The sequence below is a fragment of the Thioclava sp. F28-4 genome (genome assembly GCF_002020045.1).
Classification (GTDB): domain Bacteria; phylum Pseudomonadota; class Alphaproteobacteria; order Rhodobacterales; family Rhodobacteraceae; genus Thioclava; species Thioclava sediminum.
This window is the reverse complement of the sequence record NZ_MPZQ01000021.1, coordinates 1-21,387: the sequence shown is the minus strand read 5'-3', so window position 1 is coordinate 21,387 and position 21,387 is coordinate 1. Positions and strand designations below refer to the sequence as shown.

The window sequence follows — 21,387 nt, the reverse complement described above, 5'->3', positions numbered from 1 at the left end:
CTCACGGCAACGAGATCGCCTCTTGCGGCCTGTCCCGGGGCCACGCATTGTGACGGGTGAGTGACATGCCCTAGTTGAATGGATGCTTCACGGCTCCTAGATATTGGGTTGAACAGGGGAGGGACGTGGTCGCCGAAAACGGGGCCGGACCCTCCTGCCAAGAGAGGAACGCCGATGACCGAATTTAGCTCTGTCACCCATCCGGTCCTGCCGCTGCGCGACATCGTGGTTTTCCCCCACATGATCGTGCCGCTCTTCGTCGGGCGCGAGAAATCCGTGCGCGCACTGGAAGAGGTGATGGCGGAAGACCGTCAGATCTTGCTCGCAAGCCAGGTCGATCCGTCGCAAGACGACCCCGATACGGACGGGATTTTCCGCGTTGGCGTGCTCGCCAACGTGCTGCAACTGCTGAAACTGCCCGATGGCACGGTGAAGGTGCTGGTCGAGGGCAAGAGCCGCGTGCGCATCACCGATTTCGTCGAGAATGACGACTATTTCGAAGCGAATGCCGAACCGCTGATCGAGACCGAAGGCGACGTGGAGACCATCCGCGCGCTGCTGCGCTCGGTCGCCGAGGAATTCGAGCGCTACGCGAAGATCAAGAAGAACATCCCCGAAGAGGCGCTGTCGGCCGTGGCCGATGCGACCGAAGCGGACAAGCTGGCCGATCTCGTTTCGGGCCATCTGGGGCTGGAAGTGGCCCAGAAGCAGGAGCTTCTGGAAACGCTCGACGTCTCCGAACGGCTGGAGCGGGTCTACGGGCTCATGCAGGGTGAGGTCTCGGTTCTCCAGGTGGAGAAGAAGATTAAATCCCGCGTGAAAACGCAGATGGAGAAGACCCAGCGCGAGTACTACCTGAATGAGCAGATGAAGGCCATTCAGAAGGAACTCGGCGATGGCGAAGACGGCCAGAACGAGATCCTAGAGCTCGAAGAGCGCATCGAGAACACCAAACTCTCGAAAGAGGCCAAGGAAAAGGCCGAGGCCGAGCTGAAGAAGCTCAAGTCGATGTCGCCGATGTCGGCCGAAGCCACCGTCGTGCGCAACTATCTCGACTGGATGCTGTCGATCCCGTGGGGCACCAAATCCCGCGTGAAGAAGGATCTCAGCAAGGCCGAGGCCGTGCTCGATGCCGATCACTACGGTCTCGAGAAGGTCAAGGAACGCATCGTCGAATATCTCGCGGTGCAGGCGCGCTCGGCCAAGCTCAAAGGCCCGATCATGTGCCTCGTGGGTCCGCCCGGCGTGGGTAAGACCTCGCTCGGCCGGTCTGTCGCCAAGGCAACGGGGCGCGAATTCATCCGCATCTCGCTTGGCGGCGTGCGTGACGAATCCGAGATCCGCGGCCACCGTCGGACCTATATCGGCTCGATGCCCGGCAAGATCATTCAGGCGCTGAAGAAGGCGAAAACCACGAACCCGCTCATCCTGCTCGACGAGATCGACAAGATGGGTCAGGACTTCCGTGGCGACCCGGCTTCGGCGATGCTTGAAGTGCTCGACCCCGAGCAGAACGCGACCTTCGTGGACCACTATCTCGAAGTGGAATACGACCTGTCGAACGTGATGTTCCTGACGACGGCGAACTCCTACAACATGCCGGGCCCGCTTCTGGACCGGATGGAGATCATTCCGCTCGCGGGCTACACCGAGGACGAGAAGGCCGAGATCGCCAAGCAGCACCTGATCCCGAAGCAGATCAAGGGTCACGGGCTCAAGAAGAACGAGTTCGAACTGACCGATGGCGCGCTGACCGACGTGATCCGCTACTACACCCGCGAGGCGGGCGTGCGGAATCTCGAGCGCGATATCGCGAAGCTCGCCCGGAAAGCGGTGACCGAGATCATCAAGTCGAAGGGTGCGACCAAGCACATCACCGTCGATGAGGCGAAGGTGGGCGATTACCTGGGCGTCAAGAAGTTCCGCTACGGTCTGGCCGAGAAGGAAGATCAGGTGGGCGTCGTGACCGGCCTTGCCTGGACCTCCGTGGGCGGCGACCTGCTGCAGATCGAAGCTCTGCGCCTGCCGGGCAAGGGTCGGATGAAGACCACCGGTAAGCTGGGCGACGTGATGAAGGAATCGATCGACGCGGCGTCCAGCTACGTCCGCTCGGTTGCGCCGCAATTCGGCATCAAGCCGCCGCGCTTCGAGAAGTGGGACATCCACGTTCACGTCCCGGATGGTGCGACGCCGAAAGACGGGCCGTCTGCGGGTCTGGCGATGGTGACCTCCATCGTGTCGGTGCTGACCGGTATTCCGGTGCGCAAGGATATCGCCATGACCGGCGAAGTCAGCTTGCGCGGGAACGCGATGCCGATCGGTGGCCTGAAGGAGAAACTGCTCGCGGCGCTTCGCGGCGGGATCACGACCGTCTTCATCCCCGAGGAGAATGAAAAAGACCTCGCGGATATCCCGGATAACGTGAAGGAGGGGCTGGAGATTGTGCCGGTCACTCACGTTCGCGAAGTCCTCGCCCGGGCGCTGGTTCGCCAGCCTGAGCCGGTCGATTGGGACGAAGAGGCCGAAGAGGCAGCAGCCGCAGCCGCTGCCGCGGCCAAATCGGACGGGCAGGGCGCAACCGCGCACTGATCGCCTTCGAACTGAAATCGAGAACGCCCGTCGCATATCGCGGCGGGCGTTTTTGCATTTGAACAGGTTTGCCCTTAACCTCTTCGTATTGCGATCAAAAAAGGAGCCGCCATGGCCAAGAGCCAGAAACCGAAATCGACCCGCAAGCCTCCCGTCGCGACGCCCGAGGCGCCTCCGGCCTCCGCCGCGACGCTCACGCCCGCCACACCTGATCCGGCGCCTGAGCCAAGCGAGGCGAAGGCGCTCGTGCGCAAGAGAAGCTTCGTGGATCGGGTGATGGTCGAGGCCGGGGTGAAACGCGGCGAGGCGAAGGCCATGTCGGAATCGGTCCTCAAGGTTCTGGGCGAGGCGCTCTCGGAAGGCGAGGAACTCAGCATCCCGCCGCTCGGCAAGTTGAAGATCAACCGCCAGTTCGAGAAGAACGGCGACGAAATCCTCGTGGTCAAACTGCGCCGCCCCTCGGGCATGCTCGAAGCGGTCGCGGCAGAGGCCAGCCCGGCGGAAAATGACCCCGCGCAGGACGCTGGAGATTTCGACGAAAACCCTCTTGCGGAGCCAGAAGAGGGGCGCTAAAAGCCCGCCACGGAGGGCGATTAGCTCAGTGGTAGAGCGCATCGTTCACATCGATGATGTCGGGGGTTCAAATCCCTCATCGCCCACCATCTTCCTACGAAGGCGCGTCTTGAATAGACGCGCCTTTGTCGTTTTCCGGTTAGTTTTCTGCGCCCCGCGGCGTCAGATTATGGGCCAGACAGCACGCCAGAGATGCGCGCCCCATGCGCAAGATGCGGAGGATGCGATGACCGAGACCACGCCGATGTCCGACGCCCGGCCCGACGAGGTGCTGCGCGTCTCCGATTGCCCGGACTGGCTGTATCTGCTGCGCGAATTCGACACGCTTTATCGGCACGGCTCGGCAGGTGGCAGCCGCCTGATCCGCAGCCATCGCAAACGGGTGCGCGACACGCTTTCGCAGATCATCGACACCAATCCCCCTGTGACGCCGCGCCAGCCGCAGCCGAAACCGGTGACCGCGCATCTGTCGCGCGCGCTCGATCTGGGCGAGCGCGGCGCGGTTGCGGGCATGGCGCGGGCGCTCTCGCGCGTGACCGGACAGCTGACATGGGAATACGGCTACGAGAAAGTGCCGAAGGCGCTGGCGCGCAAATATGCCTATTGCGAGGTGCTGGGTCCGCGCGGGCCGGTGGCCTCGGATCGGCTGGTGCTGGGATTCGTTCTGTTTGCGCCGCGCACGACCTATCCGCAGCATAGCCATAAGGAGATCGAGGAGAGCTATATTTCGGTCGCGGGCCCGTGGTCCGAGAATGACACCGCCGTGCATGCGCCCGGCTCGCTGATTCTGAACCGTCCCGATCACGAACACCGCATCACCACCGCCGATCTCGACCCCTGCCTGCTGGCCTATGCCTGGGTCGGGCCGGAGGCGCGGCTGACTGCGCCGGGGATGAAGCTCTCCTCGACCCGCAAGGTGCGGATGCGCGAGGGCATCTGAGGTCTTGATCCCCGCGCACGGCGAGGCTAGAGGAAGGGCCGGGGGCGGTTAGCTCAGTTGGTAGAGCGCTTCGTTTACACCGAAGATGTCGGGGGTTCGAGCCCCTCACCGCCCACCATTCCCCAGAGTCGTTTAATGCCTTATAAAACAACGACTTGTGGGAATGCCCGCGAGGGGCTGTATAGCAAGCGTCACCAAGATGTATAGCAAAAGGGCGGCTGACGCCGCACCGGTGCAAGTCATGATTCTTCATCCGGCGCAGGCCAAGGTGCGTAAGTCCATTCATATCCAGTGTCTTTGCTCAGTCGTTTCGTGACGCGTTGGGTTTGGTCATGAAGGTACTCGCCCAACCACTTAATCAGCGGCTCCCAGTGTCTAGGGGCGCCAAGATGCATCCCCATTATTGCTTTCGGGTGTATGGTGAGTTTTCCGCCATCGGCTTGAATTTCGAGTAGGTTCTCGATCGAGGGATGTTCATCGTAGTGAGCGTAGCGCTTGTTTCGCAGCAGAATGATTTCGTCATGGGTCTCTTTTAGGTGCGAAGGGACCTTGCTGGGGCTGATGTGGTTCGTGCCGCTCGCAAAAATGCGTCCATATTCCACTGCCAGCGCCGATTGCAGCGTATCAATGTCAAACATCAGCTCCATGGAGAGGTCTTCTTGCCTCCAAGGCCCCATGCGTTTCAGCTTGTCGTAAATGTGGGATATCTTAGCGAACGAGTATCCATGTTGGGTGTCGAGAGCGATCTTCTTTAGCTGCCGGTCACAGCCGCTCACCAACTTCTCAAGTTCTGGCGCCTCATCTGTCATCCCATCCTCCAAATCAGTTTTCGCCATAGGCTTATCTGGGCAATGAGGTTATGAAACGCCGCTCCGGTCAAGAGCTTGGAGGGTGGGCGTCAGGCTGTGAGCCCGCGTCAGCGGGTGGCAAGCCCACGGTCCAGAAGGTCAGCCCGTCCGCGCTCGCGATGACTTCGACGCCCGCCCGATGAAGGGCTCGCAGCTTCTCGGCGGTCGGTTCGATAAGCTCACGATATTGCCCCAGCGGATGCCGGGCGTTGGGTTCTATGTTAGTCATTTGAGCGAATGGCCTCCCGACCTGCGCGCGCCATATCCGCCGCGATCTGTTTCTTCGACTTGCGGAAGCTGTCCGCATCCGGCGTGTTCACGGTCATGTTGATCGTTTGCGGCGCGTAGACCTTGCCGCGCTCGCCCCCGTCGCCCAGTTCCACCGGAACCTTGCGCCCTTTCGAGAGCGGGATAACGGCTTCGTTCGGATGCAGCACCGCCGGAATTCCCGATGTGTTGTGCGTGCCCTCGGAATAGTGCGGGGCCTTGTTGAAGGCCGCGACGGGCATCGACGAGAAGCCCACGGGCTGCGTTGAGATGCCGCCTTCCTTGAATGCTCCGAGAGCCATGGAGAGGACGCCTCCCCAGCCGCCCAGAGAGGCGAGGAGACCGCCCCCAGCGGCCCCACCTGTGCCGCCACCGGCAACGGCAGCTCCGAGGATAGGCGCGCCCGCCTGCGCGCCGCTCACGATGCCTTGGCGCATGCTCGATGCGCCTTGCGTCGACGCTGCGCGGACCTGCACCCCGGTTGAGATGCCCGCAAGGCGCTGTTGCTGGGCTGCTTGCGCGCCGCCCATCGCCACGCCCGATTGCAAGGACGTCTGGGCCTGCACGCCGCCCGAGGTCATCGCTTGCCCGAGCTGGGCCGCGACGGTCTGGCCTGCCTGCATCATGGCCGTGCTGATCTGTTGCGCGGCTTGCGCGCCGCCTGCAGCTACGCCCGATCCGTCCGCCGAAACGCTGGCATCACCGCCCCAGCCAGCGACCATATCGCCCATCCCGCCGATGACTTGATCAAGGCCGGTGGCTTTCAGAAGCTCGCCCGTTGCAAGCGGAGCAAGGGCGTCGGCGAAGCTGTTCAGGATCGAGTCCCCCAGCTTCTCCAGAGAGAAGTCGCCCGTGATAAGATCGTGCATGCTCGACTGGATTCCGCCGATTACGTTCGTCTCGATATCGTTCGCAGCGGCGCGCCAGCTCGGCAGGCTCTTCTGGAACTCGCGCACCGGATCGCGCGCGGCTTCGGTCAGGGCCTTGTTGAGGGAGATACCGGCGTCGATCTGTTTCAGGATCGCGACCGTCCCGGCGTCCACTGCGCCGCCCATAGCTGCGGCAGCCTCGGCATAGGCTTGCGCGGCCTCTTCGTTCTGGAACATACCGGAGGCACTGGCGGCGAGGGCCACGCGCTCCTTGTTTAGTCCGGTCACCCGATCTTGCAGGCTCGTGTTGAGCTTCTCGACGGCCTTCTGTTCGTCGGTAAGGTGTTTCGCGCGAGAGCCCTTGCGAGCGGGCTTGTTCGCTGCCGTAAGTTGCTTGCGCAGTTCGGCCTGTTTCTGGCCCAGCGCTTCAAGCTCCTGAATCTTCTTATACTCGGCGGCGACCTGATCGAAGTTGATCGTTTGGCCCGTCTTCTGGGCATGGGTGACCATGTCTTGAAGCTGCACCCGGCGATTGGCGGCAGCGGCGGTCCATCCCTCCGAGAGCTGAATCCCCAAACTTTTGTTTTGCGCCTGAATTGCAGTGATCTGTTGGGCCACGCTCTTGCCCATGATCGCGAGGGCGTTCGGCACGCTCCCGAGGTTCTGGAGGAGGCGGGCGGCTTCATCGGCAGCCGTCCCGATTTCAGCCCGCAGGTTGCTGGCAGCCCCAGCGGCGGCGTTCGTCGCGGTGCCACTGCCCTCAGAGGCTGCTTTCAGCTTCATCGCTGCATCTTCGGCCTGGATCAGTTGCGCGAGGACGCCGCGCGCGCCACCTTCGGCCTTGTCGAGCCCGCCGGTTGTGCTTTCCACCTCCTGACGCAGCTTCGTGATCGCCGCGAGCTGATCGTCAAACGTCCGCGCGTTCTGAATATCCTGCATCAGCCCAAGGAAGGTCCGGGCGCGGTCGGACGAGGTGTCGAAGGCGCGCGCGACTGCGTCAATGTCCCCGGTGAAGGGATTCCCGTCAGAGGTCAGTGCATCCCGGATGCTTGCGACCATGTCGCCATTCGCCATGGCGGCTTCGATTTCCGCGACCTTGCGCAGGCGCTCCAAATGGGCGTCGAGGGTGGCATTCAGTGCGCCGTATTCCTGCCGAAGGTTGCGGAGATTGTGGCCCGCGAGTGCGTCTGTCGCATTCCGTAGGGCGGTGATCTTCGACTCCGCGTCCGAGAGGCTGTCGGCGAAGCTCTTCGTCGCCTCTTTGCCCGATCCCATCCACTGGACAAGCGCGGCCCCGGCGGCGATCACGCCGATGGTGACGAGCGAAACCGGGTTAATCATCGACGTGAAGCCCGCCGCGAGGGTGCGCAGGATCGCGGCACGGCCCCCGAGGCCGTTAAGCATCTGGGAAACTTGCGTCCCTTGTTGGAGCGCCAAGACGAAGGGGTTCTGCCCCGCCGCCATCATCACGCCTATATCGTTGAACTGAGCTGCCATGTAGGCCGTCTCGTGCCCGCTGACGCGGGCGCTCTTCGCAAAGCGGTCATTCGCTGCCCCAGCCGCAAGCAAAGACTGCGCGGCGACCTCGCGGGCCTGCGCGGCTTTGACAGCGCTCATGGCCCCGGCATCTTCAAGCTGCTGGATTTCGGACAGTGCGCGCGCATATTGCTGGCTCGACGCGAAGACCGAGTCATATTTCGCGCGCAGGGCGTTGAGAGCGTGCGCTTCCTGTGTCGCGGCTCGGCTCGCTTCCTCGGTCTGACGGGCGAGCATGGCCTGTTCCCCGCGCAGGTGCTCGGCTGCGACGGTTGTCTGGAGGAGGCCCGAGCGCAGATCGTCGAAACCGCTCTTCGCTGTCCGGACGTCGAGGGGGGAGGCGGCGGCTAGCAGATCGGTCTTGAGGCGCGTTAGCGCCCCTTCGAGCTGAGCGATTCCGGCGGTGTCGCCGAGGTCGGACAGGCGGAGGGCGAGGCGTTGCGCAGCTTGCTCGCTCTGCCGGATCGCGGAGGCGCTTGCGAGGGCCGTGCGCTGAATCTGTGCAGCCGCCTTGTCGCTGGCGCTCGCTGCCGAGGCCTGGGCCGCTGCGAGGCCTTTCGCTTCTCGTTGGGCCGATTTCAGCGGCGTGACGTCGATCTCCGGGCGCAAGCTCTTGAGCTGCGTGAACGCGCCCGAGGTGTCGCGATCTAGGTCGCGAACGGCGCGCTTCACGGATGCGATTGCCGCCGTGAATTCGCGCGCGCCTTTCTTGGCTGGCGCGGCGTCGATCAAGAGGCCGAGGGAATAGGTTTTGTCTGTCATATGTGGGGTTCTCGCGAGCGCTGTCGGGCGGCGCGATGTGGGTGGGAGGACGGCAGGCAGGTTCGGTTCGGGTATCCCGGCGCGCCCCGAGGAAAAGCGCGCCGGGCCGACAACTACCCACAAAGTCACTATAGCCGAAAATGGCTAGATTTCATAGGTTTGCGCAAAACGGTTCATCGCGTTTCGAGTGCAATGCAACGGGCATCAGGGGGCGTTTTCGGGCAGGTGCACCAATTACGACGAAAAATATTTACCCAAATTCGGGGTATCGCGTTTCTGGAGGGCCATGGGGGCGTTTTCCGGATGGGTCCCCGGTCGAAAACGCCCCATTGTTGCGCAATGCGGGCCAAATCGGGGAGTATGGGGCGTTTGTTGCTGAATCATAAGCGCCGAGTTGCACTCACAAATTTGCGCGGCACCTGTGGGGCAAAATGGGGGTAGGGGTATACCCCCTGAGGAGCCTCATAAAGCATTGAAAATGAAAGACAAAAGTTGAATTTGATGGTGCTGGGAGAGGCTTGCTCAAGCCCGCTGACGCGGGCGCGGTGAGGGCCTGCGAGCCAGCGAGCTGATGTTATACCGATTTTGCCAGTCGAGCCCGGAGATTGCCCACGCTGGACGGGTGCCAGCTTTTCCCCCGCGCCGTCTTGATGCCACGCCGGTTCAGCTCATTTGCCTGCGCTGCGAGCGTGGTGAAGCCGTGGCGCGCGAGGTCTTCCAGCGTCTCGGCGAGGTCATTTGCGCGGGCGTCCGCGTTAGCGGAGGCAGCGGCCCGAGAGGCTATGTTGCCCTTGCTAGCACGTCTCAGGGCCTCTGCGCCATTGGGGTTTCCGAGACGCGTTCCACGCTCCTTGGCTGCGGCAAGTGCGGCTTTGGTGCGGTCGCTGATCGCGCGGGCTTCATCCTGCGCCACGAGGGCCAGAATGCCGACCGTGAGGGGCGTGGCGGTGGGGTTGTCACATGCCACGAAATCGACGCCAGAGTCCTGTAAATTAAGGAGGAAAGCGGCGTTGCGGCTAAGTCGGTCGAGCTTCGCGATAACCAGCTTGGAGCCGGTGAGCTTGGCCAGCTTCAGCGCGGTGGCGAGCTGCGGACGTCCGTTGTTTCGCCCGGATTCTACCTCGGTGAACGCGCCGACGATCTGGGCGGCGTGGGCGTCGGCGTAAGCCGAGATCGCGGCTTGTTGGGCTTCGAGGCCGAGGCCCGAGCGCCCTTGTGTGGCGGTGCTGACTCGGCAGTAGGTCACGATCTTCATGGCAGGGCCTCCTTTTCCAAACTGGCGTAACGGTCGTTAGGCCAACTTGTAAGGTGTGGCTGCATGATTCGCGAGTCATTTCAATAGTTTAGCTCATCACCAAACTGTTTTCGGATCGGCTCCAATGCGGGGTGAGGGGCGTTTCGACCGGATGATCACGAGATGTAATATAATGCAACATTTCGTGAGTTTGCATTCGCAGGGCTCGACGGCGGCTGATCGAGGGTTTTCGTTGTTCACGATGTGTTCTCTGTGCTAGCGATGCTCTATGCCGTCTCTGCATCCGCCCGCACACCCACACCCATCGAAGCGCCCTTACTCCCTAGGCGAGGCCGCGCGGGCAGGGATGCTTATCGTGGTGCGGTGTAATCTGTGTCGCCGCACCGTTCACTATCTCGCTGCCGATCTCGTCGAAGTGGGGGCTCCACCAAAGCGCCCGGCGCGATCATGGGAGGGGGTGTGCCGGGAGTGCGGGAAGGCTGAATACCTCCGAGTCGATCTGCGCGCGCCGCATCCGGGCGATGTGGGGCAGCTCGTCGTGCGACGGCCCGGCCCGGCTAGGGTGGTGCGCGAGTGGCGGGACGTTCCGCTTTGACGTCGGGCGGCGTTGTCCGAGATTCCGGACTTTTGCCGCCGCGACGCTAGTGCTCCGCAGGGAGTCAGCTATCGGTGTCATCAAGCCCGAGTTGAACGCCCACCAAGCCAGTCCTTCGGTTTTGATAGTATCCGAGTATATCGAGCTCACGCATGAGCCGCGTATTCTCTTCGTGGCTCAGCTCGGCCTTGCCTTCCAATGCTGCCGTAAGCCTCTGTTTATCGATTCCAGCGTTCGCAGACAGATCGCTAGGAGCGATGCGGGCGTGCTCGATGCGTCGTTTCAGAACCTCTTCCATGACCTTCCAAAACCTCTCTTTTTCTAACGTTCGGGATGGTCTGAGCATGAACGGAAGAGCTGTTCGGTCAAGAATTACGTGGCCGACTACTCCCTTGCTAGGGGAGTTAGTGATCTGAAAAATAAGGATAAAATAGCGCGTTTTGCGCACAAATGCGCGCAAAGTTCACAGTTTCTTGATGTGCGGTCTATGTGTCTTTTCCGGTTCTGACCCAATGGAATGAACTAAGAAGAGTATGAACGAGCAGCGGCACTGCGACGGTGATGATAGACAGTGAGAATAGGGTGGTCGCTCCATCCATAGAATAGCCAACCACATTCAACGAGCCATCGAGGTATGCGCGGAAGGTGAGGAGGCCTGCGAACACCCACCACGGGCCAGTTAATATTGTGATGAGGCGGAAGGCCTGCGACCGGAAAGAGGTATCTTCGGGGAGAAAGGCTTCCTCATGCAAACGATCAAGCTCACTTGGGAATAGAACGCGCCAAGCCGCAGAGGAGCCACCAAACCAAGCAAGGCCGTAGAAACCGTATAGTATCCCCCTGACCTCCGCCATGTCGGCTGGAGCGGGCGCTGTGTGCTGGGTCTGGCCTGCGAATTCAGAGAGCCACGGTACCACCGTCATGAGGAACCACATGAACCCCCAGAGGATCGGGAAGAAAACAACCGCCGCTAACGCGCCCGTAAGCCCGAATTCTCCCAGCGCTCGAAAAAATCGTACCATGCCAATGCCTCAATCAAATCAGATACAGTATTAAGGATATCGGTGGGTAAGTCGACGCAGCTCTCTCGCTCGGCATCGGGGATAGCCGCAATGAAGAGCGCGAACTGCCCCCAAAACCACAAGCAACCCCCAAGCCTTTGGGGGCACTTTTTCTCAACTATAGTTGGGCGAAATGAGGCTGCCCCCAAACCCCCAATGAATCTTACTTGATAGAAATTAGAAAGAGACACACACACCCTTTTCCTGTGGTGTGTGTGTCCTCCACCCTCTCACCGTGACACGTGAAAATCTTGGGGGTTTGGGGGCGTGGGTCATTCTGTCCAATAAAATAAGGGAAAAACGCCCCCGTGCCCTTGGGGGCAGTTTGGGGGCGCTGGGGGTAAATCCCCGCTGACGCGGGGACTCCCTCACTCACCCCGCAAGGCCCGGTCCACGTTTTCCCCCAGAACCTCGGGCGGGAAGTGCCACCAGCGCGTGTTGGTCGAGCTTCCGACCTTGCCTTGCCCGGTTTCCAGTTCAATCCCGAATATCTGCTTCACCATCGCAGCGACGTCCGAGTCCTCGGCGTTATTCTTGTTTCCAGCTACCTTGATGAAGTCTCGGAACCCCGCCACGGGAACCCGTAGCCCGTCCCCGTTTGCAGTAAAGGTCTCGGGTAGCCCATCCACCTTCAGCGTCACCTCGCCGTCTCGCAGGACGTCCAGCAATGCCCGCACGGCGGGGCGCATGGAATGCCACGCCATGACGCGGCGTTCGGGTGTCTCGGGAGCGGTGCGCACGTCTGCCCAGCTCAGGCCCGCTGACGCGGGGTCATAGGTCTCAAGGTAAGCCAGAAAGTGACCCATCTCCTGACCTTCGATGGCGCGCGTCAGCGCATCGAAAAAGCCCGTGTTGCCCTTCTCAGCGGCATTCACCTTGAGCACGAAATACCGCCGCTCACTGCCATTTCCCTCGATCAACACCGGCACCGCGTCGTTGCTGTCGAAATAGAAGCGCGTGAACGACGGAACGGTGATTGCGCTCATTCCCTTGGCCTCCACCGGAATTGCAGTGGAGTCGATCAGAGCCTTGAGCGCGCTAGAGACCTTGGGGCTCGCCCCGAAGACGGCCTCGTTCACCTGCACGAGAACGCACTTGCTCAGGTGCTCGCCCGCAAACTGCCCGATCACGTGAGCTTCGTTCTCCAGTTGCTTAAAGTGAGGCAGGGCGAGCTTGGAGAGAAGCGCGCCGAAGCGGCCCTTACCGATCCCGCCATCACCAACCGCTATAACCGCCGTTCCGGGCTTCTCGCCGGGATGCTGCACGAGGTGGGCCATCCAGAGCGTCAGCCAAGCAAGCTTGTCTTCGTCGCCGTCGCAGATCACCCGCAGCATGAAATCACGCAGCACCGGGAAGTCGCGCGCGTCCCCGTGCTCACCCGGTGCCCCCGTGACCGTGCGGCCCTGATACGTATTGAAGTCATTCGCCCCCGGCATCGCAGGCGGCGGGGCGAAGATGATCCCGCTCTTGCGCTTCTCTGTCTCAAGGAAGATCTTCGCGGGGTTTATCAGCGACTCCCCCTCCATGATCTGCCGGTCGAGATGGAGGTTCAGAAAATCTTCCTTCTGATAGACTGCAATCGTGGAGTCGAAAGCGCTGGTGAACGCACCGAGATCGGGTTTGCGGACGATCCGAAACTTTCCTCCTAGGTCGCAGGGAGCATAACGATGGCGTAACGTGGCAAGGGCGGTTTCCATGTCGTCGCCCAGAGGCTCTGCCGGGTCGAGAGAGTGGTTCGCGGGCGTTCCGGTGTCCAGTGCGTCAGCATAGGCGCGCGAACGCTCCTCAGCCTTCTCTGCGGCATATTCTTTCCGCTCGCCGTCCAACAGCTCGCGCCCGCGCTTCTCGATCCGTTTTAGGTCATTGGCGCTAACGCCGCGCCCTTTAACGCGCTTGCCCCATTCGGCCTGCGCATTTGCTTTCCCGCCACCCTTCACGATCCCGCCGAAGATTGCGGCGAGGTGGTCTTCGCCCGCGTTAGCGGGCAGGGCCTCAAAAGCGCGTTGGACCGCCTTGGGCGTCTTGTGCGGGAAGAGCTTGATTTCGTCTTCGATGTAGTCCGCGCGATTGGGGGTCTCGGAGCCCTCGGCTTCGGCGTAAAGCTCGGGGGCGCAGATCAGTTCGGACAGCGTCTCGAACCCGTCCGGAAGGTCAGGGCACTGCGCCTCAAGGAGCTTGAGAAAATCCCAGGTGTAGAGCCCTGCGCAATGGTCATGGTGACAGAAGATCGCCGCGCCGCTCTTGGATTCCGGACCATCAATCGCCCATGCCGTTTCGCCGCTGCCCTCGCTGTGGGCCGCGAAGTTCGGGCAAATCGTGTCGAACCCGTCACCGGCATCACCGAGCACGTCCCAACCGATCCATTCGATGAAGTTTGAGAGGAGGAAGTTTTCGCCGTGGTCGGCGTGCCATGCCATCAGGTCGAACCCGTCCGCGAGATAGGCGGGTGTGCCGTCATGCGCCTCGCCGCCCCGGCGCAATCCGCTCGGCCCCTTCTTTCGATAAGGCCCCGCGTCTCCCGGCGTCACGGTCGAGAGGTCGAGCGCCGCGCCAGCGATCACGAAGTGCTTGAAATCCGCGCCCTTAGGGCGGGCAGGGGCATGCATCATCTGCGACGGGCGAGACGCCGTGAAATCCCAGTCTGCCCCCTTGGGCATCAGGCCGGTAATCAACCCGACATAGAGCGACTCCCACTCCGCCTCTCGGTCCTTTCGGCTCACGCCTTCGCCCAGCGCAAACGGCTCAGAGAGAGGCAGGATCACGCGAAACCGGTCGCTGCCCCGCGCGCCCTTCGAGCTGTGTGAATGCGTGGTGTAGATGACCGCGAAGAGGTTGCGGGCGCGGAGGCGATGCATGACGCCCTCGGCGGTGCATCCGCCGTCAACATCAATTGCCACGGCGAAGACGCGCTCGATCTTGTCCTTGAGACGATAGCACAAGGGCGTGTCCGCGCGCTTCTTGCCGGTAAGCGCGGATTCCGCGAAGAACAAAGCATTCCCGCCCTTTTTCGCGGTCACGGGGTGCATTGTCAGCACCTGCAACAACGATCCCCAGTCAGCGGCCTCCCGCGCCCATTTATCCCCGCTGACGCGGGGGCCAGAGTTAGTGAGGCCAACGACTACGGGCAGCGCCAGCACCGCCTGCGCCTCAGGCGTCCCGAGGTCACCGAACACGAGCGCGTCATTCATCTTCACTCGTGCGAGATGGCGGATTGAAGGGTCATTCTCGTTAATCCAATCGTCAAAACGGATCACCTTCGCGCATGTCTCTTCATCGCGCTTGGCGCGGTCGGCTTCGCTGAGGCCAGCTTCTTCAAGTGCAACTTCAAAGGCCTCGGCCTCGGCGTCGTTCATCATCTCGTATCCTCGTGTCGTGGGTAGGGTGGTGGTGGCCCGCTGACGCGGGCCAAGCTGTCAGGCCGCCTCTGCAAGCGCGGTGAGTTCGTCGCTCGCCCGTGCGATCTGGGCCGCGATTTCACGCGTCAGCGGCATCTCAGTGAGCGCGACGAGCCGATGGGCTAGCTGTTGCATCGCGATCTCGACGCCGTCGAAATTGGCAGTCATCGGAAGGGTGGTCATGGTCGGTTCTGGGGCGTTCACTGGCTTGCTCCTTGCGCGCGTTCAGCGCGCCATTTGGCGAGGGCTTTCCGGGCGGACTCGAAGCGCGCGATCCGCTCCGGTGTCCACATGTCTGGGTTTTCGTAAGTTTTGTTCGCGCGTTTCTTTGCGTCTCGCGCTTCGCGGCGGGCGGCGATTTTCGCCATGGCGTCCACCACCTCGTCGCGTGTCTCCACCTCCGCGACTCGAGTTATCAGCCAGAACTTACGCGGCGGCCCCGATTTGTAGTGGGGGTTGTCACGAAAATCATCGGGGTCCGGGAGGTGGCGCTTGATCAGGGTATCTGTCCACCCCCGCGCGAGGAGGTCCTGCCGGGACAGAAGGTCGTCGAATTGGTGCTTGGGCATATGCTTGCAGCCGCGTTGATAGGTCAGTCGCTGTTTCATTTAGTTGCTCTCCTTTGCTGCTTCTTCGGGTTCTTCACGAAGATGAGCAGAGCGCGAGAGCCGAGTCAACTTATTGTTTTGCAATGGAAATTCGGCTTGAAGCTGAATTTCTCCTTGGGCGGATTCGAAGCGGAATGGGAAATGTCACATTCGCTGTCCCGGCCCTTTTCCGATATTTCCGAGCGCTAGGAGTGGGCTAGGTGGCCGAACTTCACGCGGTGAAAATCTTCGGTTCGGTGAAAAGGCACATCGGCCCGCATTTTGTCACATTTCCTGACACACGCGCCTCAGAAGGGTTACGCAAAGTCATCGTGAGCGGCGATCCTCTCCGGCGGGGAATCTGGTCACTGCGCCAGCCTCGATTCTGCGCAAGACCTCGGCAGCGAGCCGTTCTTCTTCCTCTTCAACCTGTTCTGGCGTCCATCTCGCGCGGAGTGCTGCGATCTTGCGCTGACGCGCACCTTCGGCCCGCCGACGCTTGGCAGTCACAGGGTCCGGACGCACGCCGGGGAGTGGTAGGAGTGGCTGAGTAAAGAAGCTCAAATCGGCGTCCCCCAAATGTGGCGCGCGGCTTGCTCAATCTGAATGTCGTAGTCGCCGACCTCCAGATCAACATCACAGTGATATTTCCACTCTCCCGAAGGCGCGCGATGCCAGATTTCACCCTCCGTCTCGGCATCGGGCTCGAAGCCCGCGCGCCGGAGTGCCTGATAGGCGACCCGGTCGCCGATCCGATCCGGGAGCCACACGGCGAGGTCCAGAAATTCGATTGAATAGGCGGTTTCGGGGTCCTCACACGCAGCGCCGACGAGTGCGGCGACCTCTTCGACAAGGACATTTTCTAGCGCGAGCGACGCGCAGGCGGTGCACATTGGTAATCTCTCTGTTTAGTTGTCTGGAAAAGCGGCGGGACGGTCTGGAGGCGTCCCGCCGCGACCCGGCGAGGAATGGCAAAACTCGCCGGGAGTGCCGCGCGCGCAAGCACTGGCGCGCGGTTGTTCTGTCAGGTCCGAAGCGCGCGAGCCCGGACGCTATTCTTGCGGCGCGTCTCGCCGTCGAGGGTGTCGACGATGCCGCCCATCTCGCGGATGCGCCGCGACAGGAGAGAAAAGTGATACCCATTGACCATCGCGCCGGTGGGCAAATATTCGCGCGCTCCATCGCCGCGCACTGGGCCAAACAGCGCTTCCAGAGGAACCTGATCTTTCAGCACCCGCTGGGCGATTTTCTCGATCTCGGAGTCGGTCATGGCAGGGCCACCTCGTGGAGCCGAGCCACGCCGTTCTGATCGGCCCCGGCGGGGCTCTCGCGCCATCCGAGCGCGCGCCCGAGCGCGCGGACCTGCTCGCCCTTGAGGTGAATCCCCTTGCCGTTGCCCTCAGGCGCGAAGAAGGTCCCGCTCTACCCCGCGAAACGGATATGGCGGAGCCAATCGCCCCCGGATAGCCGACAAAATGTGATCAGTTCTTCGACGGTGACCATTACGCGAGCCCAACTTTACGCGCGTAGCTGAGACGTGCACTCGCCGGAAGCGCTTGAATCGCGCGCATTGCGGCAGCCGTCTCTTCGGGACTGAGAGTGGCGCGCTCTTCGCGGGGGCGTGCGGCTTCGATCTCGCGTCCAAGAGAAAGGCGTTGCGTTGGATTCAAGCGCGAGATTTCAGCGTGAGCGGCGCTCTCGGAGTCGCTGAGTTGTCGCGCCAGCTCGGCTTTTTGGGCCGCAAGCGCCACCTGCGGCAGCCGCTTCGCCTCTTCCAGCGCGGAGTCGGTCAGCCCCATATCGGTAAGACAGGCGAGGCGCACGCTTGCCACTTGTTTGCAATCATCGGGCGTCAGCTCGATCCCGATTTGGGCGGCGTTGGCGATCAGCTTCGCGCTGGCGGCTTCAAACCGCGCCTGCGCAAGTTGGTCGCTCGCGAGGATATTGTCGAATGTTTCCGTCATTGGTGATCCTTAGAAAGTTGATTGCATCAGCACGGTCCGGGCCGCTTCGCTGATGGAAATTTCACGGGGTGGCGTCTGGGCGGCGAGGGCGTCGATCTCGGCATCCGATAGGCGACAGGCCGAGCGAAGGACGCCGCGCAACGCCTCGGGCATTTGGACGGCCTGCGCGATGCCTTCTTCGTCGCCACCGATCCGGGCAATGAGGCGGCAAGCTGGGGCGGATGCGAGAACATGGGGGAGGAGCGGTGAGGTCATGCCGCAAGCTCCAGCTCGGCAGGGCTCGGCGCGGTCGAGTGAACCAGCGCGAGCGCGCGGCTGTATTCCTGCCAGTTGGGAAGCGCGCCGCGATCTCCGGTCACTATATACGGTAAGGTCGCGGGCGCGGCGATTGCGATGTGCCAGAGGCGAGGTGCGTCTGCGAGATAGGCGGTCACGCCGCGACAGCTTTGGCTCAGCGCCGCGAAGAAGTTCTTCCGCACAGATGCGGCGCGGGGCTTCATCTCGGGGTCTTGGTCGACCCAGTCGGACAGCTCTTCGAGATATGGCATCTGATCGAGCGATGCGACGAAAAGCGAGCCGTCATCGCGCGCGCCGCGAACAAGCTCGGCGGCAGCTCCGCGATACTTCTTTTTCAGGCGGCTCAGGGCGAACGGCAGCGGGTAGCGGCGCGGATGGCCCTCATACGGCAGCCCTGCGAGATGCACGGATGCGGTGTCGCGCCCGACCCCCGTGGCGCGGGACCAATCTTCTAACGTTGTGGAGAGCATGAGATAGCAATTTCCTTCATCTGTAGGAGGATCATAAGAAAATTCTTGACAGGAGTCAAGAAATCGCGGGTGCAAAGGGTCACGGCGAGGGGTGGAGTGGCTAAATGATTCGGAAAATGCGGATTTAGAGGCAGAAAAACAGGTATTTAGGTGAGGGAGTCACTGATTCGCTCTTGTGACCCGCTAACGCGGGTCAGCACCCGATCCCCGCCCCAGCGCCTCGCCGTCTGTCCCTCGTCGGCCCGCAAAGAAAAACCCGCGCCGAGGGTGGCGCGGGTGTGTTCCGGTGTTGGGTAGTGGTCGGCGTCAGCCGATCACCAGTAAGATATCTTGTCGAGCGCGGCTTTGATCTTTGCTCGACCTTCTGGCGTCTCGCCCAGTCCGGTCTTGTAGTGCCGTAGCTTTCCCTGTCCGCTCTTGTGGCCGATCACCGCGCGTATCAGGTCGTCACCCACATCTAGGCGCTGGAGGCGTCCGACCAGTGTGTCCTTGAGGCTGTAGAGGACAAGGCGATCATTTGGCATCTTGGGTCGGATGAGCTTCGTAAAGTAGTCCGACATCTTGTCGGCGGCTTTCGACATGCCTCGCACGCTGCCGAAGCCTCCATCGGAGAGAAACTGCGGAAGGTCCGAGAGGTGCTTGGTGATCGGAAGCTTCCGAGAGAGCGTCTTCGTTTCCCGTATCATCAATATTCCGTCTGCGACGTTGCTTGCGTCGAGCTTGAATACCTCTGATGGCCGCATTCCGGTCCAGAGCATCACGCGGAATGCCATGAGGAAGTCGGCGCGTCTCTCCGGTGCCAGTCTCGACGCAGAGTCGGGTCCCCAAGCTTCACTGACTAGATTCCAAACTTCTTTGATCTGAGCGTCATCGAAGGCTTGCCATCGGGACTCCTCAGTGGACTGGGTGACTTTCGGAAGGCGGATCGCCGGGAAGGTCAGATCGGGCCAGACGTCGCTCTTTTCCTCGGCAGCCCAGCGCCACAGCGCCTTGAGGGTGGCGAAGCGCTTTTCGATGGTCTGCGGGCTGGCCTCGGTGGCCTCAATTAAGTGGTCGCGGTAGCTCTTCAGTTTGGCCTGCGTGTACTTCGGCAACTCGTGGTCCCCCGTTGTCTCGATTAGGGGGCGGATCATCTTGCGGTAGTGGGTGGCGGTGCTGTCGCGAACGCCCGCGCTCTTTATGTAGTCCTCAAGCAGGGCGGTGAGGCGAAGGGCAGGGTCGCCCGAGGATGCTCTCGGAGCGATCTCGGACAGGGCGGCTTCGAGCATCTGGCGATGGGCCTCGTAAAGAATGAGGTCGACGTGGTCTGTCGGGCGCTCCGGCTGGGGTAGGTTCGGTATCGGTCCGGTGCGTGTGGTGTCTCCGAACGCAAGCGCCTGAGAGAAGGCGAGCTGTCGATACTTGTCCTCCGGTGTCGGTGCGTCATCGGAGTTTGCGATGATTTCGGGGATGCGCCGCCAGTGGTGCGTGGCCAGAGGTACGATCAATCCGCCATGGTTGGGGAGGTCCTGAACTTGGTGGCGGCGCTCGGTGCGGGCAATTTGCTCGTCCACACTCTGTGCGGTGATCATCATTTCAACCCGGCGTGCGCCGTTGGGCTTGTCTAGTTCGGCTAGCAGCTTGTCGTGTTCGTGGCGTAGCGCGGAAGCGCGCTTCTCGGCGGCGGCTTCCTCGCGGCCTAGCGAAAGGTTCCAGACGGTTCGCTTGAGGGCCGATTGGGCGTACTTCGGCACTCGGCGTTGGTACCTCCAGTAGCCCTTGCTGTCGCGTGATAGGTGCGGTGTCGGGATGCGGTTGTTCATGTTTCTGGCGCCTCTCTGGTCGAGGCCCTGTATAGCAAAAGGCTCCAAATTGTATAGCAAAAACACGCAGCGCGAGTGATGTATGGCGCAAATAACCAATAAAATAAGCCTTTTGGTGAATGGTGGGCGTTTCGAGCCCCTCACCGCCCACCATTCCCCCTTAAGTGTAATGATATCAACGGCTTGAATGTCATTGCGCGGCCGCGCTCAGATTCTGTTCGCACATGGCTCTATGATATGCGCGCCGCGATGCTACCTTTCCCTCAACCACAGGAAAGGAGCGCTCCGATGAGCTGGAACCCCGCCCTCGACCCCGAAATCCCGATTGGCGACGCCGTCGACGCCATTGAAACCGTCATCGCGCCGCGCGCGCGCGACCTCGGCGGCTTCGAGGTGCGCCGCGCGCTGCCGTCCGCCGCGCGGCAGATGATCGGCCCGTTCATCTTCTTCGACCAGATCGGCCCGGTTGAATTCCTCTCGGGAAGCCGCGGCATCGACATTCGCCCGCATCCGCATATCGGCCTCGCGACCGTGACCTACCTTCTTCAGGGCCGCCTGCATCACCGCGATTCGCTGGGCACCGATCAATGGATTACGCCGGGGGCGGTGAACTGGATGAATGCGGGCTACGGCATCACCCATTCCGAGCGCACCGACGGCAAGGTCCGCGAGACCGGCCAGCATCTCGCGGGCATCCAGACCTGGGTCGCGCTGTCCGAAGATCAGGAAGAGGGGCAGGCGGCGTTCAAACATGTGGGCGCCGAGGCGCTGCCCGAACTGCAGGCCGAGGGCAAGACCGTGCGGCTCGTGCTGGGCGATGCCTGGGGCGCGCATGCGCCGATCGATCTGCCCTCCGAGATGTTCTACGCCGATGCGAAGCTTGATCCCGGCGCGCAGCTCCCGCTGCCCGACAATCACGAAGATCGCGGCGTCTATGTGCTGCAGGGCTCTGTCGCCGTGGCGGGCGAGTCCTATGAGGAAGGCCGGATGCTCGTCTTCCGCCCCGGCGACCGGGTGTCGCTTAAGGCGGGCGGGCAGGGCGCCCGGCTGATCGTGCTGGGCGGCGCGACCATGGGCGGGCCGCGCTATATCTGGTGGAATTTCGTGGCCTCGTCGCGCGACAAGATCGACGCCGCGAAAGAGGCATGGCGCGCGGGCGACTGGGCGCATGGCCGATTTCAGCTCCCGCCTGCGGATGATGCGGAATTCATTCCCGCGCCGGAACGGTGATTGCATCCGCCGAAAAAGGGGGGCTCTGCCCCCGACCTTCGGTTTCCCCCGGGATATTTCTGCCAAGAGGAAGCAGAAAGCGCTTCTGATCGGGGCGCATGCGGGCGCGATAAATAAGGGCCGCGGACGCGCACTGAGGAGCCGCGAATTGCTTGCCCGAACGGCAGGTGAAAATTCGTCGGATTTTTGCTCTCAGGCCGCTTGACGGGGGCAGGTCGCCCGCGTAATACCCTCCCCACGCTCGGACGGCGATCCGGGCAGATGATGCGAGCGGTTGTAGCTCAGTTGGTTAGAGTACCGGCCTGTCACGCCGGGGGTCGCGGGTTCGAGCCCCGTCAACCGCGCCA

General features: G+C 62.0%; 18 protein-coding genes and 3 tRNA genes. 7 read left to right on the top strand and 14 right to left on the bottom strand.

Annotated elements, in window-relative coordinates; all coding sequences use genetic code 11:
* Positions 1-174: 174 nt before the first annotated feature.
* The 5 genes from lon (at position 175) to BMI87_RS20535 (ending at position 4,220) form a co-directional block, all read left to right on the top strand.
* Positions 175-2,589, top strand: a complete 2,415-nt coding sequence (gene lon, locus BMI87_RS20555) for an endopeptidase La (RefSeq protein ID WP_078523364.1) — start codon at positions 175-177, stop codon at positions 2,587-2,589.
* A gap of 111 nt (positions 2,590-2,700) precedes the next feature.
* The gene (locus BMI87_RS20550; protein ID WP_078523363.1) at positions 2,701-3,162 is read left to right on the top strand and encodes an HU family DNA-binding protein; all 462 of its coding nucleotides are present in this window, start codon (positions 2,701-2,703) and stop codon (positions 3,160-3,162) included.
* A gap of 14 nt (positions 3,163-3,176) precedes the next feature.
* Positions 3,177-3,251 (top strand) — tRNA-Val (locus tag BMI87_RS20545).
* A gap of 137 nt (positions 3,252-3,388) precedes the next feature.
* Positions 3,389-4,102, top strand: coding sequence for a dimethylsulfonioproprionate lyase family protein (locus tag BMI87_RS20540; protein ID WP_078523362.1), 714 nt, complete (start codon positions 3,389-3,391; stop codon positions 4,100-4,102).
* A 42-nt stretch (positions 4,103-4,144) separates the two neighbouring features.
* Positions 4,145-4,220: transfer RNA gene (locus BMI87_RS20535), tRNA-Val, on the top strand.
* Positions 4,221-4,341: 121 nt separating this feature from the next.
* On the opposite strand, the gene BMI87_RS20530 is transcribed toward BMI87_RS20535, so the two are convergent.
* The 14 genes from BMI87_RS20530 to BMI87_RS20470 all read right to left on the bottom strand — a co-directional run bounded on the left by BMI87_RS20530 (position 4,342) and on the right by BMI87_RS20470 (position 19,810).
* The gene (locus tag BMI87_RS20530; RefSeq protein WP_078523361.1) at positions 4,342-4,911 is read right to left on the bottom strand and encodes a hypothetical protein; all 570 of its coding nucleotides are present in this window, start codon (positions 4,909-4,911) and stop codon (positions 4,342-4,344) included.
* A 260-nt stretch (positions 4,912-5,171) separates the two neighbouring features.
* Positions 5,172-8,384, bottom strand: coding sequence for a phage tail length tape measure family protein (locus BMI87_RS20525; protein ID WP_078523360.1), 3,213 nt, complete (start codon positions 8,382-8,384; stop codon positions 5,172-5,174).
* A 574-nt stretch (positions 8,385-8,958) separates the two neighbouring features.
* Complete coding sequence (locus BMI87_RS20520) at positions 8,959-9,639, bottom strand: recombinase family protein (protein WP_078523359.1); 681 nt, start codon at positions 9,637-9,639, stop codon at positions 8,959-8,961.
* A 659-nt stretch (positions 9,640-10,298) separates the two neighbouring features.
* On the bottom strand, positions 10,299-10,532 hold the full coding sequence (locus tag BMI87_RS20515) for a hypothetical protein (RefSeq protein ID WP_078523358.1): 234 nt from the start codon (positions 10,530-10,532) through the stop codon (positions 10,299-10,301).
* 187 nt (positions 10,533-10,719) lie between these two features.
* Positions 10,720-11,256 carry a hypothetical protein gene (locus tag BMI87_RS20510; protein WP_078523357.1) on the bottom strand — a complete coding sequence of 179 codons (537 nt, stop codon included), beginning with the start codon at positions 11,254-11,256 and terminating at the stop codon, positions 10,720-10,722.
* A 407-nt stretch (positions 11,257-11,663) separates the two neighbouring features.
* Positions 11,664-14,648, bottom strand: coding sequence for a primase-helicase family protein (locus BMI87_RS20505; protein WP_168175256.1), 2,985 nt, complete (start codon positions 14,646-14,648; stop codon positions 11,664-11,666).
* A 60-nt stretch (positions 14,649-14,708) separates the two neighbouring features.
* Positions 14,709-14,873 (bottom strand): hypothetical protein, encoded by a 165-nt coding sequence (locus tag BMI87_RS22630; RefSeq protein ID WP_168175255.1) that lies wholly within the window; start codon positions 14,871-14,873, stop codon positions 14,709-14,711.
* 17 nt (positions 14,874-14,890) lie between these two features.
* Positions 14,891-15,298 carry a hypothetical protein gene (locus tag BMI87_RS20500; protein WP_078523355.1) on the bottom strand — a complete coding sequence of 136 codons (408 nt, stop codon included), beginning with the start codon at positions 15,296-15,298 and terminating at the stop codon, positions 14,891-14,893.
* Between the two features lie 539 nt (positions 15,299-15,837).
* The gene (locus BMI87_RS20495) at positions 15,838-16,170 is read right to left on the bottom strand and encodes a hypothetical protein (protein ID WP_078523354.1); all 333 of its coding nucleotides are present in this window, start codon (positions 16,168-16,170) and stop codon (positions 15,838-15,840) included.
* A gap of 131 nt (positions 16,171-16,301) precedes the next feature.
* Positions 16,302-16,547, bottom strand: a complete 246-nt coding sequence (locus BMI87_RS20490; RefSeq protein ID WP_078523353.1) for a hypothetical protein — start codon at positions 16,545-16,547, stop codon at positions 16,302-16,304.
* Between the two features lie 232 nt (positions 16,548-16,779).
* Complete coding sequence (locus BMI87_RS20485) at positions 16,780-17,241, bottom strand: hypothetical protein (protein WP_078523352.1); 462 nt, start codon at positions 17,239-17,241, stop codon at positions 16,780-16,782.
* 9 nt (positions 17,242-17,250) lie between these two features.
* Complete coding sequence (locus BMI87_RS20480) at positions 17,251-17,496, bottom strand: hypothetical protein (protein WP_078523351.1); 246 nt, start codon at positions 17,494-17,496, stop codon at positions 17,251-17,253.
* The gene (locus BMI87_RS20475; RefSeq protein ID WP_078523350.1) at positions 17,493-18,008 is read right to left on the bottom strand and encodes a hypothetical protein; all 516 of its coding nucleotides are present in this window, start codon (positions 18,006-18,008) and stop codon (positions 17,493-17,495) included. Before BMI87_RS20475 ends, BMI87_RS20480 begins: the two co-directional genes overlap by 4 nt.
* Before the next feature lie 314 nt (positions 18,009-18,322).
* The gene (locus BMI87_RS20470; protein WP_078523349.1) at positions 18,323-19,810 is read right to left on the bottom strand and encodes a phage integrase N-terminal SAM-like domain-containing protein; all 1,488 of its coding nucleotides are present in this window, start codon (positions 19,808-19,810) and stop codon (positions 18,323-18,325) included.
* Between the two features lie 288 nt (positions 19,811-20,098).
* Between BMI87_RS20470 and BMI87_RS20465 the strand changes: the two genes are divergently transcribed.
* Together BMI87_RS20465 and BMI87_RS20460 are read left to right on the top strand one after the other, a co-directional pair.
* Positions 20,099-21,040: a pirin family protein gene (locus BMI87_RS20465; protein ID WP_078523348.1), complete on the top strand. Its 942-nt coding sequence runs from the start codon at positions 20,099-20,101 to the stop codon at positions 21,038-21,040.
* Positions 21,041-21,310: 270 nt separating this feature from the next.
* A tRNA-Asp gene (locus BMI87_RS20460) sits at positions 21,311-21,387 on the top strand.